Here is a 25,597-nt window from a genome sequence, read left to right as displayed (position 1 = left end):
GGCTTCTTTTCGTATAAAATTTTCGCTTGATTATCAGTCAATTAAATCAATAACATAACAATTTGGTAACATTAGCACAAAATTTGTTTACAGAACCATGTAATGATATACCAAAATCTTACGTAACCTAAATGTAAAACTGAGGAGTTTTGTGATTATTAACGCCTGACAGCGATCATGTTGAAAGGCAGTGCTTATTATCTACATTTTATGAGAACTGAAAAATCAACGTTAAGGTGCACTTGTGGAGCGCCTTTTCATTTCGAGAGTAAAACCAATCCTCTCGGAGCGCTATTGTTTTTCTTACCTATCCGTCGTTTTTTCTGCGCACACTGTTTAAAGAATGCCTATGTGTGGCTGCCAGATAAAATGGCGAGACGGTTTCACCGAGTATAAGTGAGTATGGAAAAAAGTTACCAAAAAAGAAAGAGCCGCTGTTAACAGCGGCTCTTTCTGCTTATAATAATTCCCGTTCCTTTAAAACGGTATGTATATCTGGGTTTATATAGTCCTTTTCGATCAGCCCATCGCGCATACGCACAATGCGGTGTGCATGCTGGGCAATATCCTCTTCGTGCGTTACCAGTATAATAGTGTTGCCTTTGGCATGTATATCCTCAATAAGCCCCATTATCTCGATAGATGTTTTGGTATCGAGGTTACCGGTAGGCTCATCAGCTAATATAATGGATGGGTTGTTAATTAACGCCCGTGCTACGGCCACACGCTGGCGCTGCCCGCCCGAAAGCTCATTGGGTTTGTGATCAACCCGATGCCCAAGCCCTACATTTTCGAGCGCCTTGTGCGCACGCGCAAGCCTGTCGGTCTTGCTTATGCCGGCGTAAACCAACGGAAGCGCTACATTTTCGAGCGAACTGTTACGCGGCAACAAATTGAATGTTTGAAAAACGAAGCCAATTTCGGAGTTACGCACCTCGGCAAGGTCGTCATCGCTCATATGGCTTACGTTAATGCCGTTAAGCACATATTCGCCTTTTGAAGGGGTATCTAAACACCCTAAAATATTCATCAGCGTTGATTTGCCCGAACCCGAAGGCCCCATCAGGGCCACAAACTCTCCTTTGTTTATGGTTAACGATACTGATTTAAGCGCGTGAATAACCTCACTGCCAATAACATATCTCCGGCCTATATCGGTAAGGGTAATAAGTGGCTGCATTAGTTTTTGTTGGTTTGACTATGGTTTCGGGGTAATTGTTACACGGTTGAAATTATATTCTTAACCTTGATTTTTAGGATTTTGGGATTACCTCGATTTTAGTTTTTTATATTGATTTTTGAGATTACAACGACTACTTTGATTTGACTATCAACGTTATTGATCAAGGTACTCCCAAAATCCTAAAAATCAAGGTCAAAGACAAAAAACTACCTGTCAATCACCTTAGCCACCAATATGTGGCTGCCATCGTGCTTAGGGGCGTTGAGCAGGGCTTGCTCGGTGGTTATTTCGTGCTTTACAACATCTTCGCGCAACACGTTATCTTCGGTGGTCATGTATACCAGCGGTTCAACACCTGCGGTATCTACCTCGTTAAGCTTGGCCATAAAATCGAGTATTTGGCTCATGTCTTTCATCAGCTCCTCTTTCTCGGTTTCGGCCAGTTCAAGGCGGGCAAGGTGGGCTATTTTGTCAACTGTTTGCTTGTCAATCGTCATGCGGTTTGCAGTTTTTGCTGAATGATGCTGTGCACCTGGTCGCGCAGGGCATCGGTATCATCAATGGTTAAATCAGCCGTTTCAATTGGCCTATGTACAAATATATTACAAACGCCGGGTTTACTGCCATGTTTAAGGCCATCGTCCCATAATATTTGCCAGGTGTTAAGGGATGTTACCGGGATGATAGGTATTTTATGTTCAATAGCCAGCCGAAAAGGCCCGTTTTTAAACGAAATCATCTCGGGGGGATAATGATCCGGAATAGTGCCTTCCGGAAAAATTATCATCGTAACGCCCTTTTGCAGGCGCTCGGCGGTAGCTTTGAATGCCCGGAATGACGACATCTTACTTTCGCGGTTAACCGGTATATCAACCGTACGGAAAAATAGGCCGGTTACCAGCCCATCCAGCAGTTCATCCTTCCCCATAAAACTAATGTTGTTTTTTATGGCGATGCTCAGCGCGGTTATATCAAGATTAGACGTGTGATTAGGGCAAATAATGTAGGTACGGCTCCAGTCTATTTGCTGTTCATACTTAATTTTATAGGTAATGCCGGCTACCAGCGAACTCACAAAACCCCAGGCCCTGCGCACCTTATTCATGGCGGGGTAGCGCTCCGGTTTGCGTGAGTAATAATACAGTAAAGGCCAGAAAACGAAGTAAAAAAAGCCTACACTGTACCTGTACAAGCGGGCGTGGGCCTTTCTTAAAAACATTTTCATCGGTGCCAAAAATATAAAAATTCTTACTTTCGCCCCTATGGAAACAGTTGTTAGTGGCATACGATCTACCGGAAACTTACATTTGGGTAATTATTACGGCGCAATACAGAATTTTATAAAGATGCAGCATGAGTATAACTGCTACTTTTTTATTGCCGATTTGCACTCGCTTACCACGCACCCCACCCCTGCAGACCTGCACAGCAATGTAAAACAAGTACTGGTTGAATACCTTGCCGCAGGCATTGACCCGGAAAAGGCTACTATTTACGTACAGTCGGACGTGCCTGAAGTGGCCGAGCTGTACCTGTACCTCAACATGAACGCCTATTTAGGTGAGCTGGAGCGCAGCACATCCTTTAAAGACAAAGTGCGTGCACAGGCCGATAACGTAAACGCGGGCCTGCTTACCTACCCGGTTTTGATGGCGGCGGATATCATCATCCATAAAGCTACTAAAGTACCCGTAGGTAAAGATCAGGAGCAGCACCTGGAGATGGCCCGCACCTTCGGCAACCGCTTTAACAGACTATATAACAACGATTACTTCCCCGAGCCATACGCATTTAGCTATGGCAGTAACCTGGTAAAAATTCCGGGACTGGATGGCAAGGGCAAAATGGGTAAATCTGAAGGTGAGGCTAATGCTGTTTATTTGTCCGACGCGCCTGAGGTGATCCGCAAAAAGGTAATGCGTGCTGTTACCGATAGTGGCCCAACCGCTGAAAACCAGGAAAAACCGCAGGAGATACAGAATTTGTTCGATCTGATGAAAGTAGTATCAACCGAAGATACATACCAGCATTTTGACAACCTGTACAACACCATGCAAGTACGCTACGGCGACCTGAAAAAGCAGCTTGCCGAGGATATGGTGAATGCTACGGCCCCAATCCGCGAACGCATAAACGATATTGCCAATGATAGCGCCTACCTTAGCCGTGTGGCCAGCCTTGGTGCCGAAAAAGCCCGCGAAAGTGCTAACAAAACCATCCGCGAAGTACGCGAGATAATCGGGTTCAGAAAATTCTAACAAACTGACCACTCTGTTTTTAGAGGCAATACCTTACAACTTTTTTGACAGTTAAGGGTTGTTGGTGTATATTAGGCAGTCTGTGGACGATGGTCAATAGTCCATAGTGAAAAATACGCTTTATTAAATTACTATGGTCTATCGTCTATGGTCTATCGACTAACTGACTAACCGACCTAATACCAAACGCACATGCACATTGCTATTGTAGGAAACATAGGTGCCGGTAAAACTACCCTCACCGAAATGCTGGCCAAAAACTATGGCTTTGAACCGCTTTTTGAAGCCGTTGATAACAACCCTTACCTTGAGGATTTTTACAGCGACATGAAACGCTGGAGCTTTAACCTGCAGATATACTTTTTAAACAGCCGTTACCGCCAGATCATCGAGATACAAAAAAGCGGGCGCAACGTGATACAGGACCGTACCATTTATGAGGATGCCTTTATTTTTGCGGAGAACCTGCATGATATGGGCCTTATGACCACGCGCGATTACGAGAATTACCGTTCAATATTTGATAACATCACCTCGTTTATCAAACCGCCTGACCTGCTGATCTATCTTAAGGCATCTGTGCCTACGCTGGTAAACAACATACAGCGCCGCGGCCGCGAATATGAGAGCGGTATCAGGCTGGATTATCTTTCAAAACTGAACGAGAAATACCAGAAATGGATAAACGGCTATGATTTGGGTAAGTTACTGGTGTTGGATAAGGACAACCTTGACTTTGCCAATAATACCGAAGATATGGCCACCATTGTGCAGATGATTGAAAGGGAGATTCACGGGTTATTTTAGGAGCCCCTAAATCCCCTGAAGGGGACTTGAAAAATAACTTATCTTAATTATGCCCAATATATCAAATAGAGAAAACATTTCCTCCCCTTCAGGGGAGGCCGGGAGGGGCAGTATTTTAGGCATCATCCCTGCCCGCTATGCATCGAGCCGCTTTCCGGGTAAGCCATTGGTTGATATTGCGGGCAAGAGCATGATACAACGTGTGTATGAGCAAGCCTCCAAATGCCCGGACCTGGCAGCGGTTGTGGCAGCTACGGATGACGAGCGCATATTTGAACATGTTATCGCTTTTGGTGGCCGCGTGGTAATGACCAGCGCCGACCATCAAAGCGGTACCGACCGCTGTGCCGAGGTAGCGCTACAGCATCCGGAATATGAGGTGATTATTAACATCCAGGGCGATGAACCTTATATTGACCCGGAGCAGATCACCAAGCTGGCGCATTGTTTCAGCAACCCGCAAACGCAGATAGCTACACTGGTTAAGCAAATTAAAACTGTACAAGAGTTGTTGAACGCTAACTCGCCCAAGGTCGTAATCAACAAACTGTCAGAAGCTATTTACTTTTCGCGTTCGCCCCTGCCCCACCTGCGCGGCGAGGAACCGGAGAACTGGCTGGGCTTCCATACCTATTTTAAACATATAGGCATATACGGCTACCGAGCCGATGTACTGCAGCAAATCACCAAGCTACCCATATCATCACTGGAAACCGCCGAGAAACTGGAGCAACTCCGCTGGATAGAGAACGGCTACCGCATACAGGTTGCCGAAACAGAACTGGAAACACATGCTATTGATACACCTGAGGATTTGAAGTTGCTTAATCACCCCTAAACGGCAAAGCCCTCATGAGAACCGCTAAAAAAAATGATAGTGAATAATCCTACCCGAGAGGAAAATCCGAAAAAATTCATTGTCATTTCTCATCCGTTGAAATGACAACGAAAATTAAATTAAAGCACAAAACTATTCATTAACTATCAATCCGGCCTCTTAATTTCCGGGTAGCAGGAGGTCGCACTAACATCCACAGAAAATTAAACAGCCGGCGAGTTTTGTTTCTTTTGATCGCTCAAAAGAAATTCAGGACAGGTAAAAAAGCGCTTGGGTATTGGATATGTACAGATATCTCGCTACCGCTCGATATGACATGGGAATAAGGAAAACGCAAACAAAAAGCCCTCCTCGATTTAGAAGAAGGGCTTTTATAAGATTGTTAAAATCAATTCGTTATTTCTTTTTCTGCTGAGCCTGTTGCTGCTGGCGCATCATTTCTTCCAGACGGGCAGAGAAACCTGATTTTTTCTTTTTAGGATCTTCCGGCTTAGCCTTGTTCTCCTGAATTTTGGCGTGGATCTTTTTATCGTCAACCATCAGGCGGATAAGGTATTGCTGGCCAAACGTTAACATGTTAGCCAGGAAGTAGTAGTAGTTCAAACCTGCCGGGTAGCTGTTCAGCATACCGAAGAAGATAAGCGGCGTAATATAACCGATGTACTTCATCTGACCGGTAGCGCCTGATAATTGGTTATTAAAGTAAGTGTAGATCAGGGTTGAGATAGTCATCAGCAAACACATTAAGCTGATGTGATTACCCAATACCGGTATGGTTTGTCCCCAGGAGATCACGGCATCATAAGTAGATAGATCCTTCATCCACAAAAAGCTCTCGCCCCGCAGTTCAAACAAGCTCGGGAAAAAGCGGAAGAACGCAATCACGATAGGCATTTGCAGCAATAAAGGCAAACAACCACCTAACGGGTTTACACCTGCCTTTTTATAAAGCTTCAAATATTCCTGTTGCAATAAAGTAGGGTTATCCTCACCAACTTTAGCTTTAATTTCATCCATCTCCGGCTTAAGCACACGCATTTTAGCCATCGAAAGGTATGATTTATAGGTAAGCGGCGACAGCACTACTTTAAGCAGGATGGTCAATACCAATATTATGATACCGTAGTTCCAGTTAAAGGCGTTTAAGGCATTGAATATAGGCAACACCGCAAAACGGTTGATGTACTTAAGCGGCCCCCAGCCCATGTCAACCTGCTCCTGCAGGTCATAACCCTGATCTTTAAGTCTTTCAAACTGATTAGGCCCAAAGTAAAATTCCAGCGGATAAGTGCCGCTTGCATCTTTAGCAACCGCAAGGTCAGCCTTCATCTGCTTAACATCAGCCTGGCTGTTTACGTCGGTGCTAACTGCCAGCTTAGCTTTTTCAAAGCCGGTTTTGCTGATTAGCACGTTCGAGAAAAAGTGCTGCTTGAATGATACCCACTTTACTTTTTTGTCAGTAACGTCTTTCTGCTCATCTTCACTTACGCTCAGGTGCTCCACGTTATCATCAAGCAGTTTGTAGTAAACTGTAGAGAACTGGCGTTCCTGCGTCATATCTTTTTCCTGCTTGTGCAGGCTGGCGGCCCAGTTAAGGTTTAACACACCGTTGTTGCCAATCAGCGCATCCATACTGATAGGCTTAATGTTCAGGTCGAGCTTAAAGCCTTTGTCGGCAAGCGTGTAAGTATAATCAATATATTGCGTTGGGCTGTAGCTTAAACGCAGGGTTACATTGTTTTTTGACGCTTGTACCGGCGCAAAGTAAAGGGTAGCAGTGTTAAAATTACGGCCTGCTGCGTTTACCGTAGTACCGAAGGTATTACCATCGCCATCAAACAGAACCAGCGCTTTTTTATCAAAGGTTTTGTAACCTTTCAGTTCAACCGACTCTACTTTACCGCCAAGGGTGCTTAATTCAACTTTTACGTCGCTGTTTTCAAGCACTATTTGCTGGGCTTTACCCGCTACGGCCGAACCGAATGGCCCTTTCAAGGCAGCAGAATCAACAGTTTGCGGGGCGGCAGTAGCCGCAGCTTTGGTAGCCGCAGGTTTTTTACCGTTTTTTGCCGCTGCTGCAGCCTCTGTGCGCTCTTTTTCCTTTTTTATTTCTTCTGGTGATGGTTTGATCAGGTAAAACCCGCCTACCATTATCAGCATGATCAGGAATAATCCTGTGAACGTATTTCTATCCATTATTTAAAATCGAACAATAATTAATTCTTGCGGGCGTAAGCCAGCGAAGCGGCGACAAAGTTAATAAAAAGTGGATGCGGATTAGCAACTGTTGATTTTAATTCAGGGTGAAACTGCGCGCCTACAAAATACGGGTGGTTTTTAAGCTCAACTATCTCAACCAAACCGTTTTCAGGGTTAATGCCCGATGGTATTAAACCGGCTTCCTCGTACTTTTTCAGGTATTCGTTATTGAACTCATAGCGGTGGCGGTGGCGCTCGCTGATATGGGTTTTACCGTATATAGCGGCCGCTTTTGATCCTTTTTTCAGATCGCACGGATAAGCGCCCAAGCGCATGGTACCACCTTTGGCCGTAATATTTTTTTGCTCCTCCATCATGCTGATCACCGGGTATTTGGTGTCAGGGTTCATTTCGGTACTATTGGCGTTTTCCAGTTTAAGCACGTTACGGCCAAACTCAACTACCGAGCACTGCATGCCCAGGCATATACCAAAGAATGGGATATTGTTTTCGCGCACATAGCGGATAGCCTCAATCTTACCCTCAAAACCACGCTCGCCAAAGCCTGGGGCTACCAATACACCATGCAGACCCTTTAATTTATCAATGGCGTTGCCCGGCGTTAATTGCTCGGAGTGGATATATTCCACCTTAACTTTACACTCGTTTTTAGCGCCCGCGTGTATAAATGCCTCGGTGATGGATTTATAAGCGTCCGGCAGCTCCACATATTTACCTACCAAGCCAATGCGCACTTCGGACGTCGGGTTTTTCAACCGGCCTAAAAAGTCTTTCCAGCTTTCGAGGTCAGGGTCATTTTTATGCGGAAGCTTAAATTTGGTCAGTACAGTTTTATCCAGCTGTTCTTTCAGCATCAGCAAAGGCACATCGTAAATGGTCGACGCGTCTATCGACTCGATAACCGCATTGATATTTACGTTACAGAAAAGGGCTATTTTTTTACGCAGATCCGGCGTGAGGTGATGCTCGGTACGGCAAACCAGTATATCAGGCTGTATACCATATTCCAGCAACATTTTAACAGAGTGCTGTGTCGGCTTGGTTTTCAACTCGCCCGCGGCGGCCAAAAACGGCACAAGGGTAAGGTGGATAACCAGCGAGTTGCTTGAGCCAACTTCCCAACGGAACTGGCGTACAGCCTCCACAAACGGCAGCGACTCAATATCGCCCACGGTACCGCCAATTTCGGTGATCACGATATCATAATCGCCACTCTCGCCCAATATGCGGAAGTTGCGTTTGATCTCATCCGTAATATGCGGCACAACCTGTACCGTTTTACCCAAAAAGGCGCCTTCACGCTCTTTATTGATCACGTTTTGGTAGATACGGCCGGTAGTAATATTGTTTGATTGCGACGTTGGCGTATTCAAAAAACGCTCGTAGTGGCCAAGGTCAAGGTCGGTTTCGGCACCATCTTCGGTTACATAGCATTCGCCATGCTCGTAAGGGTTAAGCGTTCCTGGGTCGACGTTGATGTAAGGGTCGAACTTTTGGATGGTTACACGGTAACCACGCGCCTGTAAGAGTTTAGCTAATGAAGCGGAAATAATACCTTTCCCTAACGACGAAGTAACGCCGCCCGTAACAAAAATATACTTGGTCATGTTGTTTTTTGAATTTTGACGACAGTTTTAACCTCTCGTCAAATTGTTTGTGTACGGGATACAAAGGTAACAAATTTTAACAGTTTTTTTACTGTTGTTGAGAAAATGAGGGATGTTGAAATAATTAATCAAATAATCGTCGTGTTGCAAATTTCAGCTAATGCCGACGACTTATCAAGCACTATTTATTACTTTAGACGGCTTAACTTATTGCAATTTACCATGGGCTTTTTTAATAAATTATTTGGCAGCGCCTATCAACCAATAAAAACATATAACGATTTCTGGGTTTGGTTTTCTAAACACGAGCAGCAATTTTTTAACGCAGTTAAGAAAGGAACTAATATTGAAAACGATTTTTTTAAGGAGTTATCGCCAAAACTGAACGAACTAAAAGATAGCCTTTACTTTTTAACGGGGATGAATAGTGACAGTAAAGCTGAGCTTATTTTAACACCCGATGGAGATGTGAAAAACATAGTTTTTGTTGAAGAACTTGTTGCCGCGGCGCCAATACTGAGTAGGTGGAAATTTACGGCTCTTAAACCTGAATTAAATATTAACGATGTTAACATAGATATGGCAGGACTAAAATTCAGCGCCGATAATATACATTTTACTGGGCTTAGTAATCCTTTCAAACCAGATGACATCCACATTAAAATAACGCATGACGAATTAAATGATGGTAATAAAGATGCTATCGGAAACGGTATATACATTTTTTTGGACAACTTTTTAGGCGAAATGAAGTTTGCCACAACAATTGATAATTTAAGCATTGTAAAAAGCAGTGAGATTGAAGATGATCTGATTCCGGTTGAAAAAACTAAAATCTTACCTGGAGTGGCGTGAAAAAGAATTTGTTGAAAAATATGAAGGCATAAGAATAGCTGATAATATGATAGATTCATACACTGCATTTGAGTTCGAAGGACAGCAAGGTCCGTTTGTAGCTGTAATTAACCAAAGTTTACTACAGTGTGATGCAAAACCATCTCATCCGTGGATGTTAACAATAGCCATTAACTACGATGGTAAAAACACAAACGGCTTACCGGATAAACCAACTTACAAACAACTTGATTTAATTGAAAATGAAATAACTGAACAATTGCCCGATCACAATGGATACCTGAATTTAGGGCGTGAAACAGGTGAAAACACCCGCGAAATATACTTCGCCTGCAAAGATTTCAGAAAGCCATCAAAAGTTTTATACCAGCTACAGCAAAAGTATAATGGTACGATAAAAATTGATTATAATATATATAAAGACAAGTATTGGTCATCACTTGACAGGTACTTGCCACAATGATATTAATTTACAGTTCCTTCACCCAGCCGATTTCTTCACCGTCTCTAACCAGGTAATAATTTCTATAAGCGCCCAATACGCCTACTTTATTGCCTGCCGCAAGTTGCCGCCTGGCAGGGGCATTAATGCTATCAGGGGCATCCAGTAATGGTTGGGCGTTTTTTAAGGTGATGCTACGCAGTACATTTACATCAGTTACGCTTTTACTGCTGATGTAAGCTATCAACCCATCGGGTAGCCTTACCTTATACCACGAGCTTGCAGCCGCCTCAACGGTAAGCACGGAGTTTTTAGGCAAATTGAGTGTTTGGCTGCTTTTAATATCAGGCGCGTTATAAAGCCGGTTTACCAAATTTGAGGTGCGTACCGTACTGTTCAAATTATTTAAGGCCGCTGTTATTGCCGGGGGTTCAGTAATTTTTCTGTCCACAAACGCCAGCGGATCAATAGCACCGCCCGAAGTGTATATGCCAAAGTGTAAATGCGAGGGCGTGTTACGGGCGTTACCAGTATTGCCCACCAGGCCAATGGTATCGCCGGGCTTTAAGGTTTGTCCGTTTTGCACCAGCTGACTATCCAGATGGGCGTAATAAAGCGTATAATCTTTTCCATCCGGCCGAAAAAATACTACTTTGCCACCCAGATTATTATTAGTAACGTTGTTCACCGTACCGCCCGCCGCAGCAATGGCCGGTGTGCCTTTCGGGGCGAAGATATCAATACCCTCATGCTTACGGGTGCCATCGTCGCGGTTTACACCCCAAAAGCTGCCTATGTTTGGTTTACCACTTGCCGATACGGGGAAACCGAGCGAAGGCCCATCGGTGACGGTGAGCGTATACTCGCCGCTTATCAGTAGTTCGGGTTGCAGGCGCAGCAGATAGCTGCCATCACGTTTAACCTCATACTCTAATGGCTTACCGGTAGTATCGGCAAAGGCTACTCGTTTGGTTTCGGTACCATTAAGTTCGAATAAATCAGCATAAATATTAATGTTAGCCGGCTTTTTAGTTATAGCGATGCTGATCTTTTTTCCGCGCTTAACTGTAAAACGCAAGGCGGTACCACCGGCCTTATCAGCCGCAAAGTAACCTGTTTCGCGGTAAGGGATGTTGATATCGAGTGGTTTAGCGATAACCTGATCGGCAATTAATAACCATTTGTTGCCCATGGCGGTACGATCAAGCCCGGCATCCTTCAACCGTTGGCCGTAAGCTTCGTGCGGCGATTGCTTTTTGAAAATGCCGATCCCGCCTTTTTCGCTGCAAGCGTTTAATACAATACCTATAAATATGGCTCCGGCCATCCGTTTAATTGCCCGTAAATTTATTTCCATGTCTACCAATATCATCCGCATAAGTAACCGCTTTATCAGGCTGAAAGTTTGCCGTGAATCATCAACCTTTCATTCACTAATTTATTTAGCATTCTAACAAAAAACAGTACATTTGAATTATGTACGCTATTGTGGATATTGAAACGACGGGAGGGCATGCCAACGCTAACGGCATTACGGAAATAGCTATTTGTATTCATGATGGCGTGCAGGTTGTTAAACGCTTTGACACGCTTATCAACCCACAGCGGGAAATACCCATTTATATACAGGCCTTAACCGGCATCAGTAATGATATGGTGGCCCCGGCCCCATTGTTTAAAGATGTGGCGCACGAGGTTTATCAGCTATTAGAAGGCAAAATATTTGTAGCGCACAACGTTAATTTTGATTACTCGTTTGTGCGCCATCATTTAGCGCAGGCCGGGTACGATTTGCATTGCAATAAACTGTGCACCGTGCGGCTAGGGCGTAAAATAATGCCGGGCTTTCCGTCGTACAGTTTAGGTAAGCTGTGTTCGCAGTTGGGCATTGTAAATCATAGCCGCCACCGTGCAGCGGGGGATGCCGAGGCAACAGCCGCCTTGTTTACCATGCTGCTGGCTGCTGATGCCGACAAACACATTGCCAAAGCGCTTAAACAAAACTCAAAAGAACAGGTGCTGCCGGCCAACCTGCCCAAGCAGTATGTGGAGCAACTGCCTTACACGCCCGGGGTTTATTACTTTCATGATAGCAAGGGCAAGGTGATATATGTAGGCAAGGCAAAAAATTTGAAAAAGCGTGTTTGCAGCCATTTTACAGGCAATAATACCGGTAGGCAACGCCAGGAATTTTTAAAGAACATCTATAGCATCAGTTACCAGATTTGCGGTACCGAGCTGATCGCCTTTGTGCTTGAAGCTGTAGAGATCAAGCGCCTTTGGCCGCAATACAACCGCTCCTTAAAACGGTTTGAACAAGGCTATGCATTGTATGATTATATAGACCAGCGGGGTTACGTGCGCCTGGCGGTTGATAAGCACCGCAAGCACCAGATGCCCTTATATGCCTGCAACTCTTTGTTAGAGGGTTACAATTTGCTTAACCAACTGATAGATACCTTTGGCCTGTGCCCCAAGCTTTGCTTTATTCAAAAAAACAATGCCGAATGCAATGGCATCCATAAGCATGCCTGTGCCTGTTGCGGCGGTATGAGCGCTGATGACTATAACGAGAGAGTTAACCTCGCCGTTGAATCGCTTAACGAAGCTCTCCCTACATTTGCCATACGCGATGAAGGCCGCACGATTGACGAGCACAGCTGTATATTGATAGAAAAAGGCCGTTTTTATGGCATGGGCTACATATCCCATTACTTTAAAACGGAGAGCCTGCAACAATTAAAAGAGCACCTGACACCCTACCCGGGTAATGATTATATACGCAATATTGTTTCCGGCTACGCCGCGCGCTTTCCGGAGCGGAAACTGATGTTTGCCGGGCTATAAATTATTAAAGGCGGAACGGCAACAACCGTCCCGCCTGCACAGGTTTAATCAATTAATGTATAAAGGCGTCCATGGCTACGGTAGGCTTGCCGCTGCTATCGAACGCGCCCATGTTGTAGCCTTTCCAGCTTGCGTAGGCTTGCGGCTCCCAGTAATATACACCCAATCCACCCGAAACTGACTTGGTTTTGGCGATCAGGTCTGTAAGGAATGATTTACAGGTTGATGCCGCCGAAACATCCATCCCGGCTTCGCAGATCATCACTTGCTTGCCGTAACGGCTCACCATATCTTTCATGTTGGCCAGCACCTGGTTATTGGTGGTTTGCCAGCCGCTTGTTGAGGGGTATACCGAAAAACCGCATATGTCCCATTTGCCCCCGTTAGCCTTTATGCCGTCAAATATCCAGCGGGTTGTAGTGTTGTTAAACCCGTTGGCCACATGCACAATCACCTTGGCCGATGGGAAGATAGCCTTAGTGGCATCATAACCGCAATTGATTAGCCAGGCAAAATTTTTAAAGTTGGTGGCAGATAGCGATGCCCTGCCATCAGGCCACAGCATACCGTCGCTGGTTTCGTTACCAACCTGCACGTAATCAGGCGTAATACCGTTTGACTTGATAGTATTAAGCGTGTTGTAAGTGTAATTGTAAACGGTCGACATCAGCGTGGTAAAATCCTGGCTCGCCCAGGAGGATGGTTTGGTTTGATTACCGGGATCGGCCCAGGTATCGCTGTAATGAAAATCGATCATGATGCTTAAACCCGCAGCCTTGGCACGCTTGCACTTGGCAATAACATCGGCTGTTGAGTTATAGGTATTTGACGGATTTACCCATACCCTGAACCTTACGGCGTTTATGCCCTTACTTTTTATCACCGTAAAAATATCCTGCTGGGTGCCGCTGCTATTGTAAAACTTTTTGCCGGATGCCTCCTGTTCGGTTATCCAGCTAATGTCGGCCCCGTAAGCAAAAGTTGGTGCCGCAGTAGTTTTTAAACCGCCGCCGGTAGTTTCGGCTGGCTGGGCGGTGCTTTTTACCTCTGCTGATTTTTTACACGCCGAAAAAAAGGTTAGCGCACTTAAAAGTGCCAGTACAACTACTGTTCTCATTAAATTGAATTTTTAGGTTAGTAAATTGATGTAAGGCATCATTTTACACAAGCTTCAACCGCATACAGGTACGCTACACGATAATAGCGGCCGCTTTTATATCGATATTGCCGGATACTGCAAATGCTGAATGGCCTGGAAAAAAAATGCTGATTGGTTTATAATCAGCAACAAATTAAAGTAGAGCGGGGTAGCAGGCGTTATTTCAAAACAGCTTTTATTTTGTTCTTTTCAGCTTATTTTCAAACAGATAAATTATCTGACGCACAATTAGGTTAAACAATTAGGTGTCGAGATGGGTTGTTATGAAACATTATTAACCAGAAAAACATTTTACACCATGGACAGCATTAACGCCAATCAGCCCGAAGATAACATTGAGAACCTGGAAGGCAACGAAGCCTGGAAAAAGCTTAAGCAATTAGCCGAAAAGGCCGACACCTGCTTTTTTTGTAGCAATATAAAAACAGGACTGCCTTTTTCAACCCGCCCTATGTCGCCGCAAAAAATTGACGATAATGGCGACATGTGGTTTTTAAGCGCCAACGACAGCCACAAGAACGAAGAGATTGCCGCCGATCCGTTTGTGCAGTTGTTATTCCAGGGGTCATCGTACTCCGGCTTTTTAAACGTGTATGGCATAGCCGAGATCAGCGAAGATAAAAGCAAAATTGATGAACTGTGGGATCCGGTTCTTAAAGTTTGGTTTACCGAGGGCAAAAGCGATCCGCGCATCAGCATCATCAAGGTAACGCCAACGCAAGGCCACTACTGGGACAATAAACACGGCAACGCCATCGCCTTTGTTAAACAAATTGCGGGCGCTATTATGGGCACTACTATTGATGATTCGATAGAAGGCGATCTGAAAGCGTAAATTGATTTCGGATTTCGGACGTTTGATTTCGGAATTTTCGATTAATCATACCATAAATACTGTCATTTCGAGCGATAGCGAGAAATCTGTCCGCAAATTGTAAAGCGACAGTTTTCTCCTCGTACCTCGATCGAAATGACAAAACGTTAGGTGATTGATCAAATTCCGCAATCTAACTTCCGAACTCCGCAGTCTAAATAATCCCCGCCTTTTCCAGCTCCACTTCCATCGCTTTTTGAAGCTTTTTCGCTTCCTCGCGAGCCGCTTCGACAAAATCTTCACCGTTGGAGGCGTAGATGATAGATCGCGACGCGTTTACGATCAGGCCACAATCCGGAGTGATACCGTATTGGCACACGTCTTCTAAACTGCCACCCTGCGCCCCTACCCCGGGCACCAATAAAAAATTGTCGGGCGCGTATTTGCGGATGCTGGTAAATTCGGTGCTCTTGGTAGCGCCTACAACAAACATCAGCCTGTCGGCACCGGCCCAGGTATTGGCTTTTTTAATTACGGTTGCAAACAGGTGGCCGTCGGGCGTTTCCAGGTATTGAAAATCCTTACTTCCTACAGATGATGTTAACGCCAGCAGGATGATCCATTTACCATCATACTTTAAATACGGCGTCACACTGTCGTTACCCATATAAGGGGTTACGGTGATGGCGTCAAAGCCCATTCCGGTTTCGGCTTCATCAAAAAAGGCCCGGGCATACATGTCAGATGTATTGCCGATATCGCCACGCTTGGCGTCAATAATGCTGAGTATATCCTTAGGTATGTAACTATAGGTATCAACCAGGCCTTGCAGGCCTTTTACGCCACGGCTTTCGTAAAAAGCGGCATTGGGTTTATAGGCTATACAAAGGTCCTTAGTGGCATCAATTATGCGCTTATTGAATTCAAATATTGGGTCGGGATATTGCTTTAAAAAGTCGGGTATCTTGTTTATATCGGTATCCAGGCCCACGCATAAAAAGCTGCGTTTTAATTTAATCTGTTCAATAAGCTGTTGTCTCGAAATCATGCAAAATAATTTGAGGGTCAAAAAAACTAAAAATTAGTTGTACTGTTAGCCTTATGTACTATAAATATTTTTGATAGTTTGCTATTTGAAAATATTTAAGTAACATTGCAGTGTTTTCCTCTTTGAATTTTTCTTGCACTAAAGAAACAATTTAAATTCCGGGTTATTTATTTATAACAGTTGCATGATGTTACGAAGTGCTGCGTATGGAATACGGGGATAAACCTGTCAAACAAAATAATTCTTTTGAACTATAATCCAAATCATGTCCGATAAGATTGAATTGAACGATAAACTCGTGTCAGAGTTGCGTGAGATTGCTAAAAGTTTAGGTATAGCCGAGGCCGACGAACTGCGGAAAGCCCAGCTTATTACCCGCATAAAGGAGCAGCAGCAACTAATTGAAGTTGCCAAAGCCCAACAAAGCATAGTTGAACAAAACTATGCCGAAAAAACACAGCCTGCAGCTACGCCACAGGCTGACACTGCCGACGCTGACGACAAACCGCGTAAAAGAACCCGAAGCGTAAAAACAGCTACCCCACAGCCCGCCCGCAAGCCACAGGTACCACTTAATGATACCAATTTATTTGATGCCGCCGAGGATGAAACTCCGGCTATTGAACAGGTTGAGGAAGCACCGGTTGAAGCAGTTACACCGGTACAGGCTGAAGCAGCGCCCGTTGCCAGACAAGAAGCCCCTGCCGAGCAACGCCCGCAAAAATTTGAGCGCCGCATTAACCCTAATCAGCAAAAACAACAGGAAGCCATCAACCTTGATTTTGACAATGTCATCATCAACGAAGGTGTGCTGGAGATTATGCCTGATGGTTATGGTTTCCTTCGCTCATCAGACTACAACTACTTAACCTCGCCTGATGATATTTACGTATCACAGTCGCAAATAAAGCTGTTTGGCTTAAAAACCGGCGATACCGTTCGCGGCAGCATACGCCCGCCTAAAGAAGGTGAAAAATACTTCCCGCTGGTACGTGTTGAGGCCATCAATGGCCGTGTACCGGCTGAAGTGCGCGACCGCGTTCCCTTTGATCACCTTACGCCATTGTTCCCTTCAGAAAGGCTGAACCTGTTTACTGACCCGGGCAACTATTCTACCCGTATAATGGACCTGTTCTCGCCAATAGGTAAAGGTCAGCGTGGGCTAATTGTAGCGCAACCTAAAACGGGTAAAACCATGTTATTAAAGGATGTTGCCAACGCCATCGCCAAAAACCACCCCGAGGTATATCTGATCATTTTACTGATTGACGAACGCCCGGAGGAGGTTACTGATATGGCGCGCAGCGTACGTGCCGAGGTAGTATCATCAACCTTTGATGAGCCTGCCGAAAGACACGTAAAAATTGCAAACATTGTATTAGAGAAAGCTAAGCGTATGGTTGAGTGCGGACACGACGTGGTGATCCTGCTTGACTCAATAACCCGCCTTGCCCGTGCCTACAACACCGTTGCCCCGGCATCTGGTAAAATACTTTCGGGTGGTGTGGATGCAAACGCGCTGCACAAGCCAAAACGCTTTTTTGGCGCGGCCCGTAACATTGAGGATGGCGGCTCATTAACCATCATCGCTACAGCACTTACCGAAACCGGCTCAAAAATGGACGAGGTTATTTTTGAAGAGTTCAAGGGTACCGGTAACATGGAACTTCAGCTGGATCGTAAGCTATCTAACAAACGTATATTCCCGGCTATTGATATTACCGCATCAAGTACCCGCCGCGATGATCTGTTGCTTGACCGCGACGCATTGCAGCGTATATGGATATTGCGTAATCACCTTGCCGACATGAATTCGCAGGAATCAATGGAGTTTTTGCAAAGCCAGATAAGAGGCACAAAAACCAACGAAGAATTCCTGATCTCGATGAATTCATAATAATTTAATAATTGCGAAGTTTATAAGTTAGCGAAATTTAACTTGTAACTTCGCTTTTATTGATACCTTCATGGCTTGAAATGAAGAAACGCGTCAGAAAACACCTTCCGAATTTTATTACCTGTGCTAACCTGTTCAGCGGCTGTATAGGCATCGTGTTAACGTTTACGTCTGACTATCTGATTTTTGCGTCGTACGCTATTTTCCTTTCAGCGATATTTGATTTTTTTGACGGCCTTGCCTCGAGGGTGTTACAATCCTACTCGGGTATAGGCAAGGATCTGGATTCGCTGGCCGATATGGTAAGTTTTGGTGTGCTGCCTTCTGTAATTTTATATGAATTTTACCAGCAGGGCCCACAACTAGGTGTGGTGAGCGAATATTTGCCATTTGTAGCCTTCCTGATTCCTGTATTTTCGGCCTTACGCCTGGCCAAATTTAACAACGATACGCGCCAGGCCGAAAGCTTTATAGGCTTGCCAACACCGGCCAACGCCATACTGATCGCCTCTTTTCCGCTTATTTTACAGCAAATACCGGATGTTGGCAAGATACTTTTCAACCCGTATATTTTAACCGTTTTTGTGTTGATTATGTGCGCGTTGCTTGTTGCCGAGCTGCCGCTGATGTCGTTAAAATTCAAGAATCGCGACTTTAATAAGAATATTTATCGCTATTTACTGCTGCTGCTCTCGGCAATATTGATACTATTTTTTAAATTTGCCGCTGTTCCGGTGGTTATCATATTTTATATCACCCTATCATTAATTCAATTCAAATTAGCAAATGATAAAGTTTCAGGCTGAGATCGATGTAATGCCAAAAAAAGAAATATTGGACCCTCAGGGTAAAGCCGTAACCGGCAGCATGAAAAACCTTGGGCTTTCCGAAATTCAAAACGTGCGCATTGGCAAACACATTACATTAGAGATTGAGGCTGAAAGCGAAGCTGCTGCTACCGCCAAGGTTGACGAGGCTTGTAAAAACCTGCTGGCTAACCTGATTATGGAAAGCTACTCGTTCACACTGCACCAGGCTTAATTACAGCCCGGCTTCTTTTTCCTGTTTTACCCTTTCAAGTTCGGCAAGGTTAACCGTTAAGTTATCATTAACGATTTTAAACTTTTGCACTACATCGGCAGCATCAGGCGAGCCTGTTTTGCATTGCAGTTCAATATCCTGCAATAAAGCCTGGCTGTTAAGCATTCCAAAAAAACCAAGGTTGGGCTTTAGTTTATGGGCGGCGCTTGCCGCGTTCGGCCAATCAGCCGCTGATATGGCAACACTGATGTTTTGCAGCAAATCAGGCGTTTGCTGTAAAAACATACCGATAGATTCTACAATAAACTCATCACTGCCGTCGGCAATTTCGTACAGAAAAGAAAGGTCAAGGTCCTGGTTAACTGGCATACAATTGGAATTATAATTTACAAAGCTATAATTTTTTAACAATCAAGTTATCCTGCAGCTCATTTAGTAACTGCAAATTATCCTTTTTTAAAACCGGATGTTTTAAGTATGGCACAATTTCGGCAAGTGGCTCAAGGGTGAAGCGCCTTTCGTGTAATCGCGGATGCGGAATTTGCAGTTGCAGAGTATTGATAACACGGTCATCATAAAACAAAATATCTATATCAATAACCCGCGCGCCCCAGCGCTCCCGCCGCTCCCGCCCCATTTGCTGTTCTATTTCCAGCAAAATATCCAGCAGAGCTTCGGGTTCAAGTTCAGTTCGTAGTTGAATTACCTGGTTCAGATAATCCGGCTCGTCTGTTTTGCCCCATGATTGTGTTTCATAAACGGCCGATTCAGCTATTACAGTACCCGTCTGCTGTGCTACAAACCCGATGGCCCTCGCCAAAAGTGATTGGCGGTCGCCAAGGTTACTCCCCAACAATAAAAATACCTCTGCCATTGTAACAAATTATAACCCGGTAGCTCTTACTGTTATATGCACCGAATTATTAAGTTTGCATAGATAAAAAGATTAAGCGTATTTAATGAAACAATTCTTCAAATTTGTACTCGCTACGGTGGTTGGTATTTTTGCTGCTACTATAATATTAGGTGTGCTATCGGTATTTATTTTTGCCGGCGTGCTGTCGTCAGCTTCCGAAAAATCAACCACGGTCGAAGCCAACTCCATTCTTACACTCGAATTCAGGAAGCCCATAAACGAACGAACGCCCTATAACCCGCTTGCCGAACTTGAATTTTTAGGCTTTGAGGAAAAAAACCTGGGCCTTAACGATATACTGGCTAATATTAAAAAGGCTAAGACAGATGAAAATATAAAAGGCATCTATCTTAACGAGAGTTACCTTGCATCGGGCCAGGCAACTACCGAGGAGATACGCAATGCCCTGATCGACTTTAAAAAGTCCGGTAAGTTCATCATCGCCTACGGCGAAGTTTACACGCAATCATTTTACTACCTGGCATCCGTTGCCGATAAAGTTTACCTTAATCCGCAAGGTTTTTTTGAGTTAAGCGGTTTTAATTCAGAAGTTACCTTTTTAAAAGGCGCGCTTGATAAACTGGGCATAGAAGCACAGGTGATTAAAGTTGGTACCTACAAAAGCGCTGTTGAGCCATTTTTACTAACCAAAATGAGCGATGCTAACCGCTTGCAGGTAACATCATACCTTAACTCCATGTTCGGGCATTTTCTCGACGGCATCAGCAAAAGCAGAAAAATCAACCGCGACTCGCTGTTTAATTATGCAGATAACATGACGGTGCGTTACCCTGAAGATGCCTTGCGCCTGAAACTGGTTGATGGCCTGAAATATAAGGACGAAGTTTTGGCTGAACTGAAGAAACGCACCAAAACCGATCTGAAAGATGATTTAAACGCGGTTAATATTACTGAATACGATAGTGCCCCTACCAATGGTGGCGCTGATAAGGAAGAAGAAAACTCAGGTTCATCACGCAACCGCATCGCCATGATCTATGCCTCGGGCGAAATAACCGGCGGCGACGGCAATGATAACACCATTGGATCTGACAGACTATCAAAAGCATTACGCGAAGCACGTGAGGACGATAAAGTGAAAGCAGTTGTATTACGTGTAAACTCACCGGGCGGCAGCTCACTGGCATCGGATGTTATCTGGCGTGAAGTAGCCCTTACCAAAAAGGTAAAACCAATTATGGTATCAATGGGCGATGTGGCCGCTTCGGGCGGTTACTATATTTCATGCGCGGCCGATTCCATTTTCGCGGAGCCGAACACCATTACCGGTTCAATAGGCATATTCGCAGTGCTGCCTAACATGCAAAAATTCTTTAACGATAAACTGGGTGTAACTTTTGACAATGTTAAAACCAGCAAATACGCCGATCTGGGTGATATTTCGCGCCCGCTTACTCCTGCCGAGCGCGCCATTTTGCAAAACCAGGTTAACCATGGTTATGATGTATTTACCGGCGTAGTGGCTAAAGGCCGTAAAAAATCGCAACGTTATATTGACAGCATTGGCCAGGGCCGTGTATGGACGGGTAAGCAAGCCTTAAAAATTGGTTTGGTTGACCGCTTGGGCAATATTGAAGATGCCGTGAAGGCCGCAGCCAAAAAAGCCGACGTCAAAAATTATAAGGTAGTTGAATACCCTGAGCAGGACAGCCCTTTCAAAAGCCTGGGTGCTACGTTCAGTGCACAAATAAAAACCAGGTTGCTGATGTCAGAACTTGGGGATGACTACCGCTACTACGAGCAAATTAAACAGGTAAAGAGTATTATGCGTGTTCCGCAGGCCCGCCTGCCGTTTAACGTGGTTATAAAATAAATAGCAAACAATTTTATAAGAAGCCGCCTTGTTACAGGGCGGCTTTTGTATTTTTACAGCCGAAATTTCTGCATGGAAAACAAACCTATTGCCCGTACCCTGCGCCTGCTATCGCAACTGATGGAGCTGCACGAGGAAAACAGTTTCAAAATACGCACCATAGCCAATGCATCCTTTAAGGTTGACAAGCTGCCTTTTAAGGTAGCTGATAAAACACCGGCCGAACTGGAAAATGTTGACGGCATCGGCAAAAGTACCGCCGGTAAAATCACCGAACTGCTGCAAACCGGCACTATTAAAGAGCTGCAGGCGCTTATTGAAAAAACGCCGGAGGGGGTAATGGAGATGATGGGCATCAAAGGCATCGGCCCTAAAAAAGTGGGTGTAATCTGGCGCAAAATGGGCATTGAAAACACCGGCGAACTGCTGTATGCCTGTAACGAGAACCGCCTGATTGAGCTGAAAGGCTTCGGTGCTAAAACCCAGGCCGAAATTATTAAGGCGATTGAGTTCCGCATGGCCAGCAACGGCAAATTCCTGTACGCACAGGTGGAGCAGGAAGCCTTGGAATTTTTTGATCAAATCAAAGCTATCTTTCCGGAAGCGCTTAAACATATAGCCGGCGAGTTCAGGCGATACAGCGAGATCATCACCGAACTGAATATCGTTATCGGCACCAATGATGCACATGTTGCGCTTACCACGCTGGAGCAATCAAACCTGTTAACCTCAATAAAAGTAATAGACAACCACGTAACCGGCGAGCTGGAAAACGGCCTACTGGTTGATATAGTTTGCGTTAGCAAAGACGAATATTATAAAACGCTGTTTTTAAATACCGGGAGCGACGAACATGTAGAGGCGGTACTCCGCCGTTTGCCGGAGCCGTTGCTGCAGCCTGTAAGCGAGGAGATGATCTACAAAAAAGCTGGCCTGGAATGGATTCAGCCTGAACTGCGCGAAGGCGATACTTACATAGAAAAAGCCGCCCACAATAACCTGCCTAAGCTGATCACCTTCGCCGACCTGAACGGATCGCTGCATAACCATAGCACCTGGAGCGACGGTGTGCATACCATTGAGGAAATGGCTTTATACTGCCGTGATGAGTTGAAACTGGAATACCTGGGCATGTGCGATCATAGTCGTACCGCGGTATATGCCAAAGGCCTGAGCATTGAACGGGTGCTGCAGCAGCATGAGGAAGTAGACCATCTGAATAAAAAAATCGATGGTTTTTATATATTTAAAGGTATCGAGTCGGACATTTTAAGCGATGGATCACTGGATTACCCGGAAGAGATTTTGCAAAAGTTTGATTTCATAGTAGCATCAATACACGCCAACCTGAAAATGGATATTGATAAGGCTACAACCCGCCTAATCAAAGCAATTGAAAACCCGTACACCTCCATACTGGGGCACCCTACCGGCAGGTTGCTGCTTAGCCGTAACGGTTACCAGATAGATCATAAAAAAGTGATAGATGCCTGCGCGGCTAATAAGGTGGTGATCGAGATAAATGCCAACCCGCTGCGGCTTGACCTTGATTGGCGCTGGCAACAATACGCGCTGGATAAAGGCGTTTGGCTATCCATTAACCCGGATGCGCACCGTAAAGAAGGCCACAACGATATGCAGTTCGGCGTTTATGCGGCACGTAAAGGCGGTTTATTTAAAGAAAGATGTTTAAATGCTTTATCGTTACAGCAGATACAGGAGTTTTTTAAACAAAAACGTGGTTAATGCTATTTAAGAAACACAAATGCTAATCGATAAAATAACACAACTGCAGCAAACAGGCAGTAAACCCAATATACTGGTAGTAGGCGACCTGATGGTTGACCATTATATAACCGGCGGCGCTACCCGCCTCTCGCCGGAGGCGCCGGTGCCTATCGTAAACTTAAAAAACGAGAGCACCACATTGGGCGGGGCGGGCAACGTGGTACAAAACCTGATTTCGCTGGGCGCTGGTGTTATGGTTTGCGGTATTATCGGCAATGATATTTATGGGGAGCAACTCACCCAAATACTTGAGGCTGATGGTGTACAAACAGACGCGCTGGTTATAGATCCGGATCGCACAACAACGGTGAAAACCCGCGTTTTGGCCGGGAGCCACCAGTTACTGCGTATTGACAGGGAAGTTACCAATCATCTAACCGGCGATTTGGAAAATCAGGTCATTACCAAGCTTGAGCCACTTATTGCCGAAGCGGATATAGTAATACTGAGCGATTACAGCAAAGGTTTGTTTTCGCCTGAATTAACGCAACGTATAATAGCGCTGGCCAATGCGGCAGGTAAAAAGGTAATTATTGATCCGAAAGGATTGGATTATACCAAATACCGCGGCGCATACATGATAAAACCAAACCGTAAGGAGCTTGGCGAGGCCGCGCGTGCTGCTCGTGTAAACACGCTCGATGAGGTTAAGCTGGCTGCCAAAACCATATTTACGCAAACAGAAGCCGAATACCTGGTAGTTACTTTATCCGAAGAAGGTATGGTGATATTAAGCGAATTAACCCATAAATTGCTGCCGGTAAAGGCAACGTCGGTATTTGACGTTACCGGCGCGGGCGACACCGTATTGGCTGCCATCGCCTATTTTATGGCATCCGGATTTGATATTGAAGAGGCTTGTGAACTGGGTAACCATGCCGCGGCCATCGTTATAAAAGAAATTGGAAGTGCAACCACTACAGTTGAACAGATTAAGGAACACATTGCTACACGCCAATAATTATGGTGATTGAAGAACTATTAGAGCATCAGCAAACCTTGCAAAAGGTTATAGATACGTTACAAAATGATATTAACGCGGCCTGCGAAACCGTACTTTCTGTTTTAAAAGATGGCAAAAAAGTAATACTTGCCGGCAACGGCGGCAGCGCCGGGGATGCCCAGCACATCGCGGCGGAATTAACCGGCCGTTATGTAAAGGAGCGCATTTCGCTACCCGGCATAGCTTTAACAGTTGATACATCGGCACTTACGGCCATCGGTAACGATTATGGGTACGACCGTGTTTTTGCCCGCCAGTTGGAAGGCCTCGGTCAGCCCGGAGATATTTTTATTGGTATATCAACCAGCGGTAACAGCGAAAGCATTTTGCAGGCCTTCGCTATAGCCAGGCAAAAAGGACTGAGAACATTGGGACTCTCCGGTCGCGATGGTGGTAAAATGAATGGTGCGTGTGATTTGAATATCATCGTGCCATCAGAAGTTACCGCCCGTATTCAGGAAATGCATATATTGATAGGCCACATTATTTGCAAGGCCATTGACAACGCTTTTTAACGATATTCATCTATGCGCATTGATCTGGAAAAAACACTGGTAAACAAAATATGCCGCGATATTGATACCGCTAAACAATTAGTTTCGGGCTGGCAGGCCGAAGGCAAAAAGGTAGTTTTTACTAATGGCGTGTTCGATTTGCTGCACATCGGCCACATTACCTACCTGGCTAAAGCCGCCGAGGCGGGCGATAAACTGATACTGGGCCTGAACAGTGACAGCTCCGTAAAGCGCATAAAAGGCGAAAGCCGCCCTATTAACGATCAAAACAGTCGTGCGGCTTTGCTCGCCGCTATGTTTTTTATAGATGCCATTATCATTTTCGGGGAGGATACACCACTTGATCTGATCAGTACTTTACTGCCTGATATACTGATAAAAGGCGCTGATTACTCGGTTGAAAATATTGTAGGCGCTAAGGAAGTGATAGCCAATGGCGGCGAGGTAAAAACCATTACTTTTGTTGAAGGCTATTCATCAACATCTATTATTAACCGGATAAAAGATCAAAACAAGGCCGGTTAA

General features: G+C 44.9%; 25 protein-coding genes. 15 read left to right on the top strand and 10 right to left on the bottom strand.

Annotated elements, in window-relative coordinates; genetic code table 11:
- Nucleotides 1–457 precede the first annotated feature (457 nt).
- From ABD960_RS04580 to ABD960_RS04570, 3 genes are all read right to left on the bottom strand, one after another.
- A complete protein-coding gene (locus ABD960_RS04580) occupies nt 458–1,180 on the bottom strand; it encodes an ABC transporter ATP-binding protein (RefSeq protein ID WP_345329722.1) in 723 nt (240 codons plus the stop codon).
- A gap of 209 nt (nt 1,181–1,389) precedes the next feature.
- Nucleotides 1,390–1,680 (bottom strand): Asp-tRNA(Asn)/Glu-tRNA(Gln) amidotransferase subunit GatC, encoded by a 291-nt coding sequence (gatC, locus tag ABD960_RS04575; protein ID WP_345329721.1) that lies wholly within the window; start codon nt 1,678–1,680, stop codon nt 1,390–1,392.
- Entirely contained in the window at nt 1,677–2,408 is a 732-nt protein-coding gene (locus ABD960_RS04570) for a lysophospholipid acyltransferase family protein (protein ID WP_345329720.1), read from the bottom strand. The genes gatC and ABD960_RS04570 overlap by 4 nt, the downstream gene beginning before the upstream one ends.
- A 37-nt stretch (nt 2,409–2,445) precedes the next feature.
- Between ABD960_RS04570 and trpS the strand changes: the two genes are divergently transcribed.
- The 3 genes from trpS to kdsB all read left to right on the top strand — a co-directional run bounded on the left by trpS (nt 2,446) and on the right by kdsB (nt 5,086).
- Nucleotides 2,446–3,441, top strand: coding sequence for a tryptophan--tRNA ligase (gene trpS, locus ABD960_RS04565; RefSeq protein ID WP_345329719.1), 996 nt, complete (start codon nt 2,446–2,448; stop codon nt 3,439–3,441).
- A gap of 192 nt (nt 3,442–3,633) precedes the next feature.
- The gene (locus ABD960_RS04560) at nt 3,634–4,248 is read left to right on the top strand and encodes a deoxynucleoside kinase (protein ID WP_232176577.1); all 615 of its coding nucleotides are present in this window, start codon (nt 3,634–3,636) and stop codon (nt 4,246–4,248) included.
- A gap of 49 nt (nt 4,249–4,297) precedes the next feature.
- Nucleotides 4,298–5,086 carry a 3-deoxy-manno-octulosonate cytidylyltransferase gene (kdsB, locus tag ABD960_RS04555; RefSeq protein WP_345329718.1) on the top strand — a complete coding sequence of 263 codons (789 nt, stop codon included), beginning with the start codon at nt 4,298–4,300 and terminating at the stop codon, nt 5,084–5,086.
- 396 nt (nt 5,087–5,482) lie between these two features.
- On the opposite strand, the gene yidC is transcribed toward kdsB, so the two are convergent.
- Both yidC and pyrG read right to left on the bottom strand, forming a co-directional pair.
- A complete protein-coding gene (gene yidC / locus ABD960_RS04550) occupies nt 5,483–7,282 on the bottom strand; it encodes a membrane protein insertase YidC (RefSeq protein WP_345329717.1) in 1,800 nt (599 codons plus the stop codon).
- A 20-nt stretch (nt 7,283–7,302) separates the two neighbouring features.
- A complete protein-coding gene (pyrG, locus tag ABD960_RS04545) occupies nt 7,303–8,913 on the bottom strand; it encodes a CTP synthase (RefSeq protein WP_345329716.1) in 1,611 nt (536 codons plus the stop codon).
- Nucleotides 8,914–8,928: 15 nt separating this feature from the next.
- Here pyrG and ABD960_RS04540 point away from each other — a divergent pair, with 15 nt between their 5' ends.
- Together ABD960_RS04540 and ABD960_RS04535 are read left to right on the top strand one after the other, a co-directional pair.
- Complete coding sequence (locus ABD960_RS04540) at nt 8,929–9,768, top strand: hypothetical protein (RefSeq protein ID WP_345329715.1); 840 nt, start codon at nt 8,929–8,931, stop codon at nt 9,766–9,768.
- Nucleotides 9,734–10,231, top strand: coding sequence for a DUF695 domain-containing protein (locus ABD960_RS04535; RefSeq protein ID WP_345329714.1), 498 nt, complete (start codon nt 9,734–9,736; stop codon nt 10,229–10,231). Before ABD960_RS04540 ends, ABD960_RS04535 begins: the two co-directional genes overlap by 35 nt.
- Before the next feature lie 7 nt (nt 10,232–10,238).
- Here the strand turns inward: ABD960_RS04535 and ABD960_RS04530 are convergent, their stop codons facing one another.
- On the bottom strand, nt 10,239–11,588 hold the full coding sequence (locus ABD960_RS04530) for a peptidoglycan DD-metalloendopeptidase family protein (RefSeq protein ID WP_345329713.1): 1,350 nt from the start codon (nt 11,586–11,588) through the stop codon (nt 10,239–10,241).
- Nucleotides 11,589–11,686: 98 nt separating this feature from the next.
- Between ABD960_RS04530 and ABD960_RS04525 the strand changes: the two genes are divergently transcribed.
- On the top strand, nt 11,687–13,057 hold the full coding sequence (locus tag ABD960_RS04525) for an exonuclease domain-containing protein (protein WP_345329712.1): 1,371 nt from the start codon (nt 11,687–11,689) through the stop codon (nt 13,055–13,057).
- A gap of 52 nt (nt 13,058–13,109) precedes the next feature.
- Here ABD960_RS04525 and ABD960_RS04520 read toward each other — a convergent pair whose 3' ends face one another.
- Complete coding sequence (locus ABD960_RS04520; RefSeq protein WP_345329711.1) at nt 13,110–14,174, bottom strand: glycoside hydrolase family 53 protein; 1,065 nt, start codon at nt 14,172–14,174, stop codon at nt 13,110–13,112.
- Nucleotides 14,175–14,514: 340 nt separating this feature from the next.
- Here ABD960_RS04520 and ABD960_RS04515 point away from each other — a divergent pair, with 340 nt between their 5' ends.
- Nucleotides 14,515–15,051, top strand: a complete 537-nt coding sequence (locus tag ABD960_RS04515; protein ID WP_232176579.1) for a pyridoxamine 5'-phosphate oxidase family protein — start codon at nt 14,515–14,517, stop codon at nt 15,049–15,051.
- 193 nt (nt 15,052–15,244) lie between these two features.
- Here ABD960_RS04515 and pyrF read toward each other — a convergent pair whose 3' ends face one another.
- Complete coding sequence (gene pyrF / locus ABD960_RS04510) at nt 15,245–16,075, bottom strand: orotidine-5'-phosphate decarboxylase (RefSeq protein ID WP_345330078.1); 831 nt, start codon at nt 16,073–16,075, stop codon at nt 15,245–15,247.
- Between the two features lie 268 nt (nt 16,076–16,343).
- Here pyrF and rho point away from each other — a divergent pair, with 268 nt between their 5' ends.
- From rho to purS, 3 genes are all read left to right on the top strand, one after another.
- On the top strand, nt 16,344–17,975 hold the full coding sequence (gene rho / locus ABD960_RS04505) for a transcription termination factor Rho (protein WP_345329710.1): 1,632 nt from the start codon (nt 16,344–16,346) through the stop codon (nt 17,973–17,975).
- Between the two features lie 80 nt (nt 17,976–18,055).
- Nucleotides 18,056–18,781, top strand: coding sequence for a CDP-alcohol phosphatidyltransferase family protein (locus ABD960_RS04500; RefSeq protein WP_345329709.1), 726 nt, complete (start codon nt 18,056–18,058; stop codon nt 18,779–18,781).
- Nucleotides 18,762–19,016, top strand: coding sequence for a phosphoribosylformylglycinamidine synthase subunit PurS (gene purS / locus ABD960_RS04495; protein ID WP_345329708.1), 255 nt, complete (start codon nt 18,762–18,764; stop codon nt 19,014–19,016). Before ABD960_RS04500 ends, purS begins: the two co-directional genes overlap by 20 nt.
- Here purS and ABD960_RS04490 read toward each other — a convergent pair whose 3' ends face one another.
- Nucleotides 19,017–19,385, bottom strand: coding sequence for an Hpt domain-containing protein (locus ABD960_RS04490; protein ID WP_345329707.1), 369 nt, complete (start codon nt 19,383–19,385; stop codon nt 19,017–19,019).
- 25 nt (nt 19,386–19,410) lie between these two features.
- Nucleotides 19,411–19,890, bottom strand: a complete 480-nt coding sequence (gene folK, locus ABD960_RS04485) for a 2-amino-4-hydroxy-6-hydroxymethyldihydropteridine diphosphokinase (RefSeq protein WP_345329706.1) — start codon at nt 19,888–19,890, stop codon at nt 19,411–19,413.
- Between the two features lie 85 nt (nt 19,891–19,975).
- Between folK and sppA the strand changes: the two genes are divergently transcribed.
- The 5 genes from sppA to rfaE2 all read left to right on the top strand — a co-directional run bounded on the left by sppA (nt 19,976) and on the right by rfaE2 (nt 25,597).
- A complete protein-coding gene (gene sppA / locus ABD960_RS04480) occupies nt 19,976–21,766 on the top strand; it encodes a signal peptide peptidase SppA (RefSeq protein ID WP_345329705.1) in 1,791 nt (596 codons plus the stop codon).
- 72 nt (nt 21,767–21,838) lie between these two features.
- Nucleotides 21,839–23,512, top strand: coding sequence for a helix-hairpin-helix domain-containing protein (locus tag ABD960_RS04475; RefSeq protein WP_345329704.1), 1,674 nt, complete (start codon nt 21,839–21,841; stop codon nt 23,510–23,512).
- A gap of 19 nt (nt 23,513–23,531) precedes the next feature.
- A complete protein-coding gene (gene rfaE1, locus ABD960_RS04470) occupies nt 23,532–24,515 on the top strand; it encodes a D-glycero-beta-D-manno-heptose-7-phosphate kinase (protein ID WP_345329703.1) in 984 nt (327 codons plus the stop codon).
- A 2-nt stretch (nt 24,516–24,517) separates the two neighbouring features.
- Nucleotides 24,518–25,072, top strand: coding sequence for a D-sedoheptulose 7-phosphate isomerase (locus tag ABD960_RS04465; RefSeq protein WP_345329702.1), 555 nt, complete (start codon nt 24,518–24,520; stop codon nt 25,070–25,072).
- A gap of 12 nt (nt 25,073–25,084) precedes the next feature.
- On the top strand, nt 25,085–25,597 hold the full coding sequence (gene rfaE2 / locus ABD960_RS04460) for a D-glycero-beta-D-manno-heptose 1-phosphate adenylyltransferase (RefSeq protein ID WP_345329701.1): 513 nt from the start codon (nt 25,085–25,087) through the stop codon (nt 25,595–25,597).

Source organism: Mucilaginibacter defluvii, assembly GCF_039543225.1.
GTDB classification, from domain to species: domain Bacteria; phylum Bacteroidota; class Bacteroidia; order Sphingobacteriales; family Sphingobacteriaceae; genus Mucilaginibacter; species Mucilaginibacter defluvii.
The sequence above is the reverse complement of the archived record's forward strand: the minus strand, read 5'-3'. Positions and strand labels throughout refer to the sequence as shown.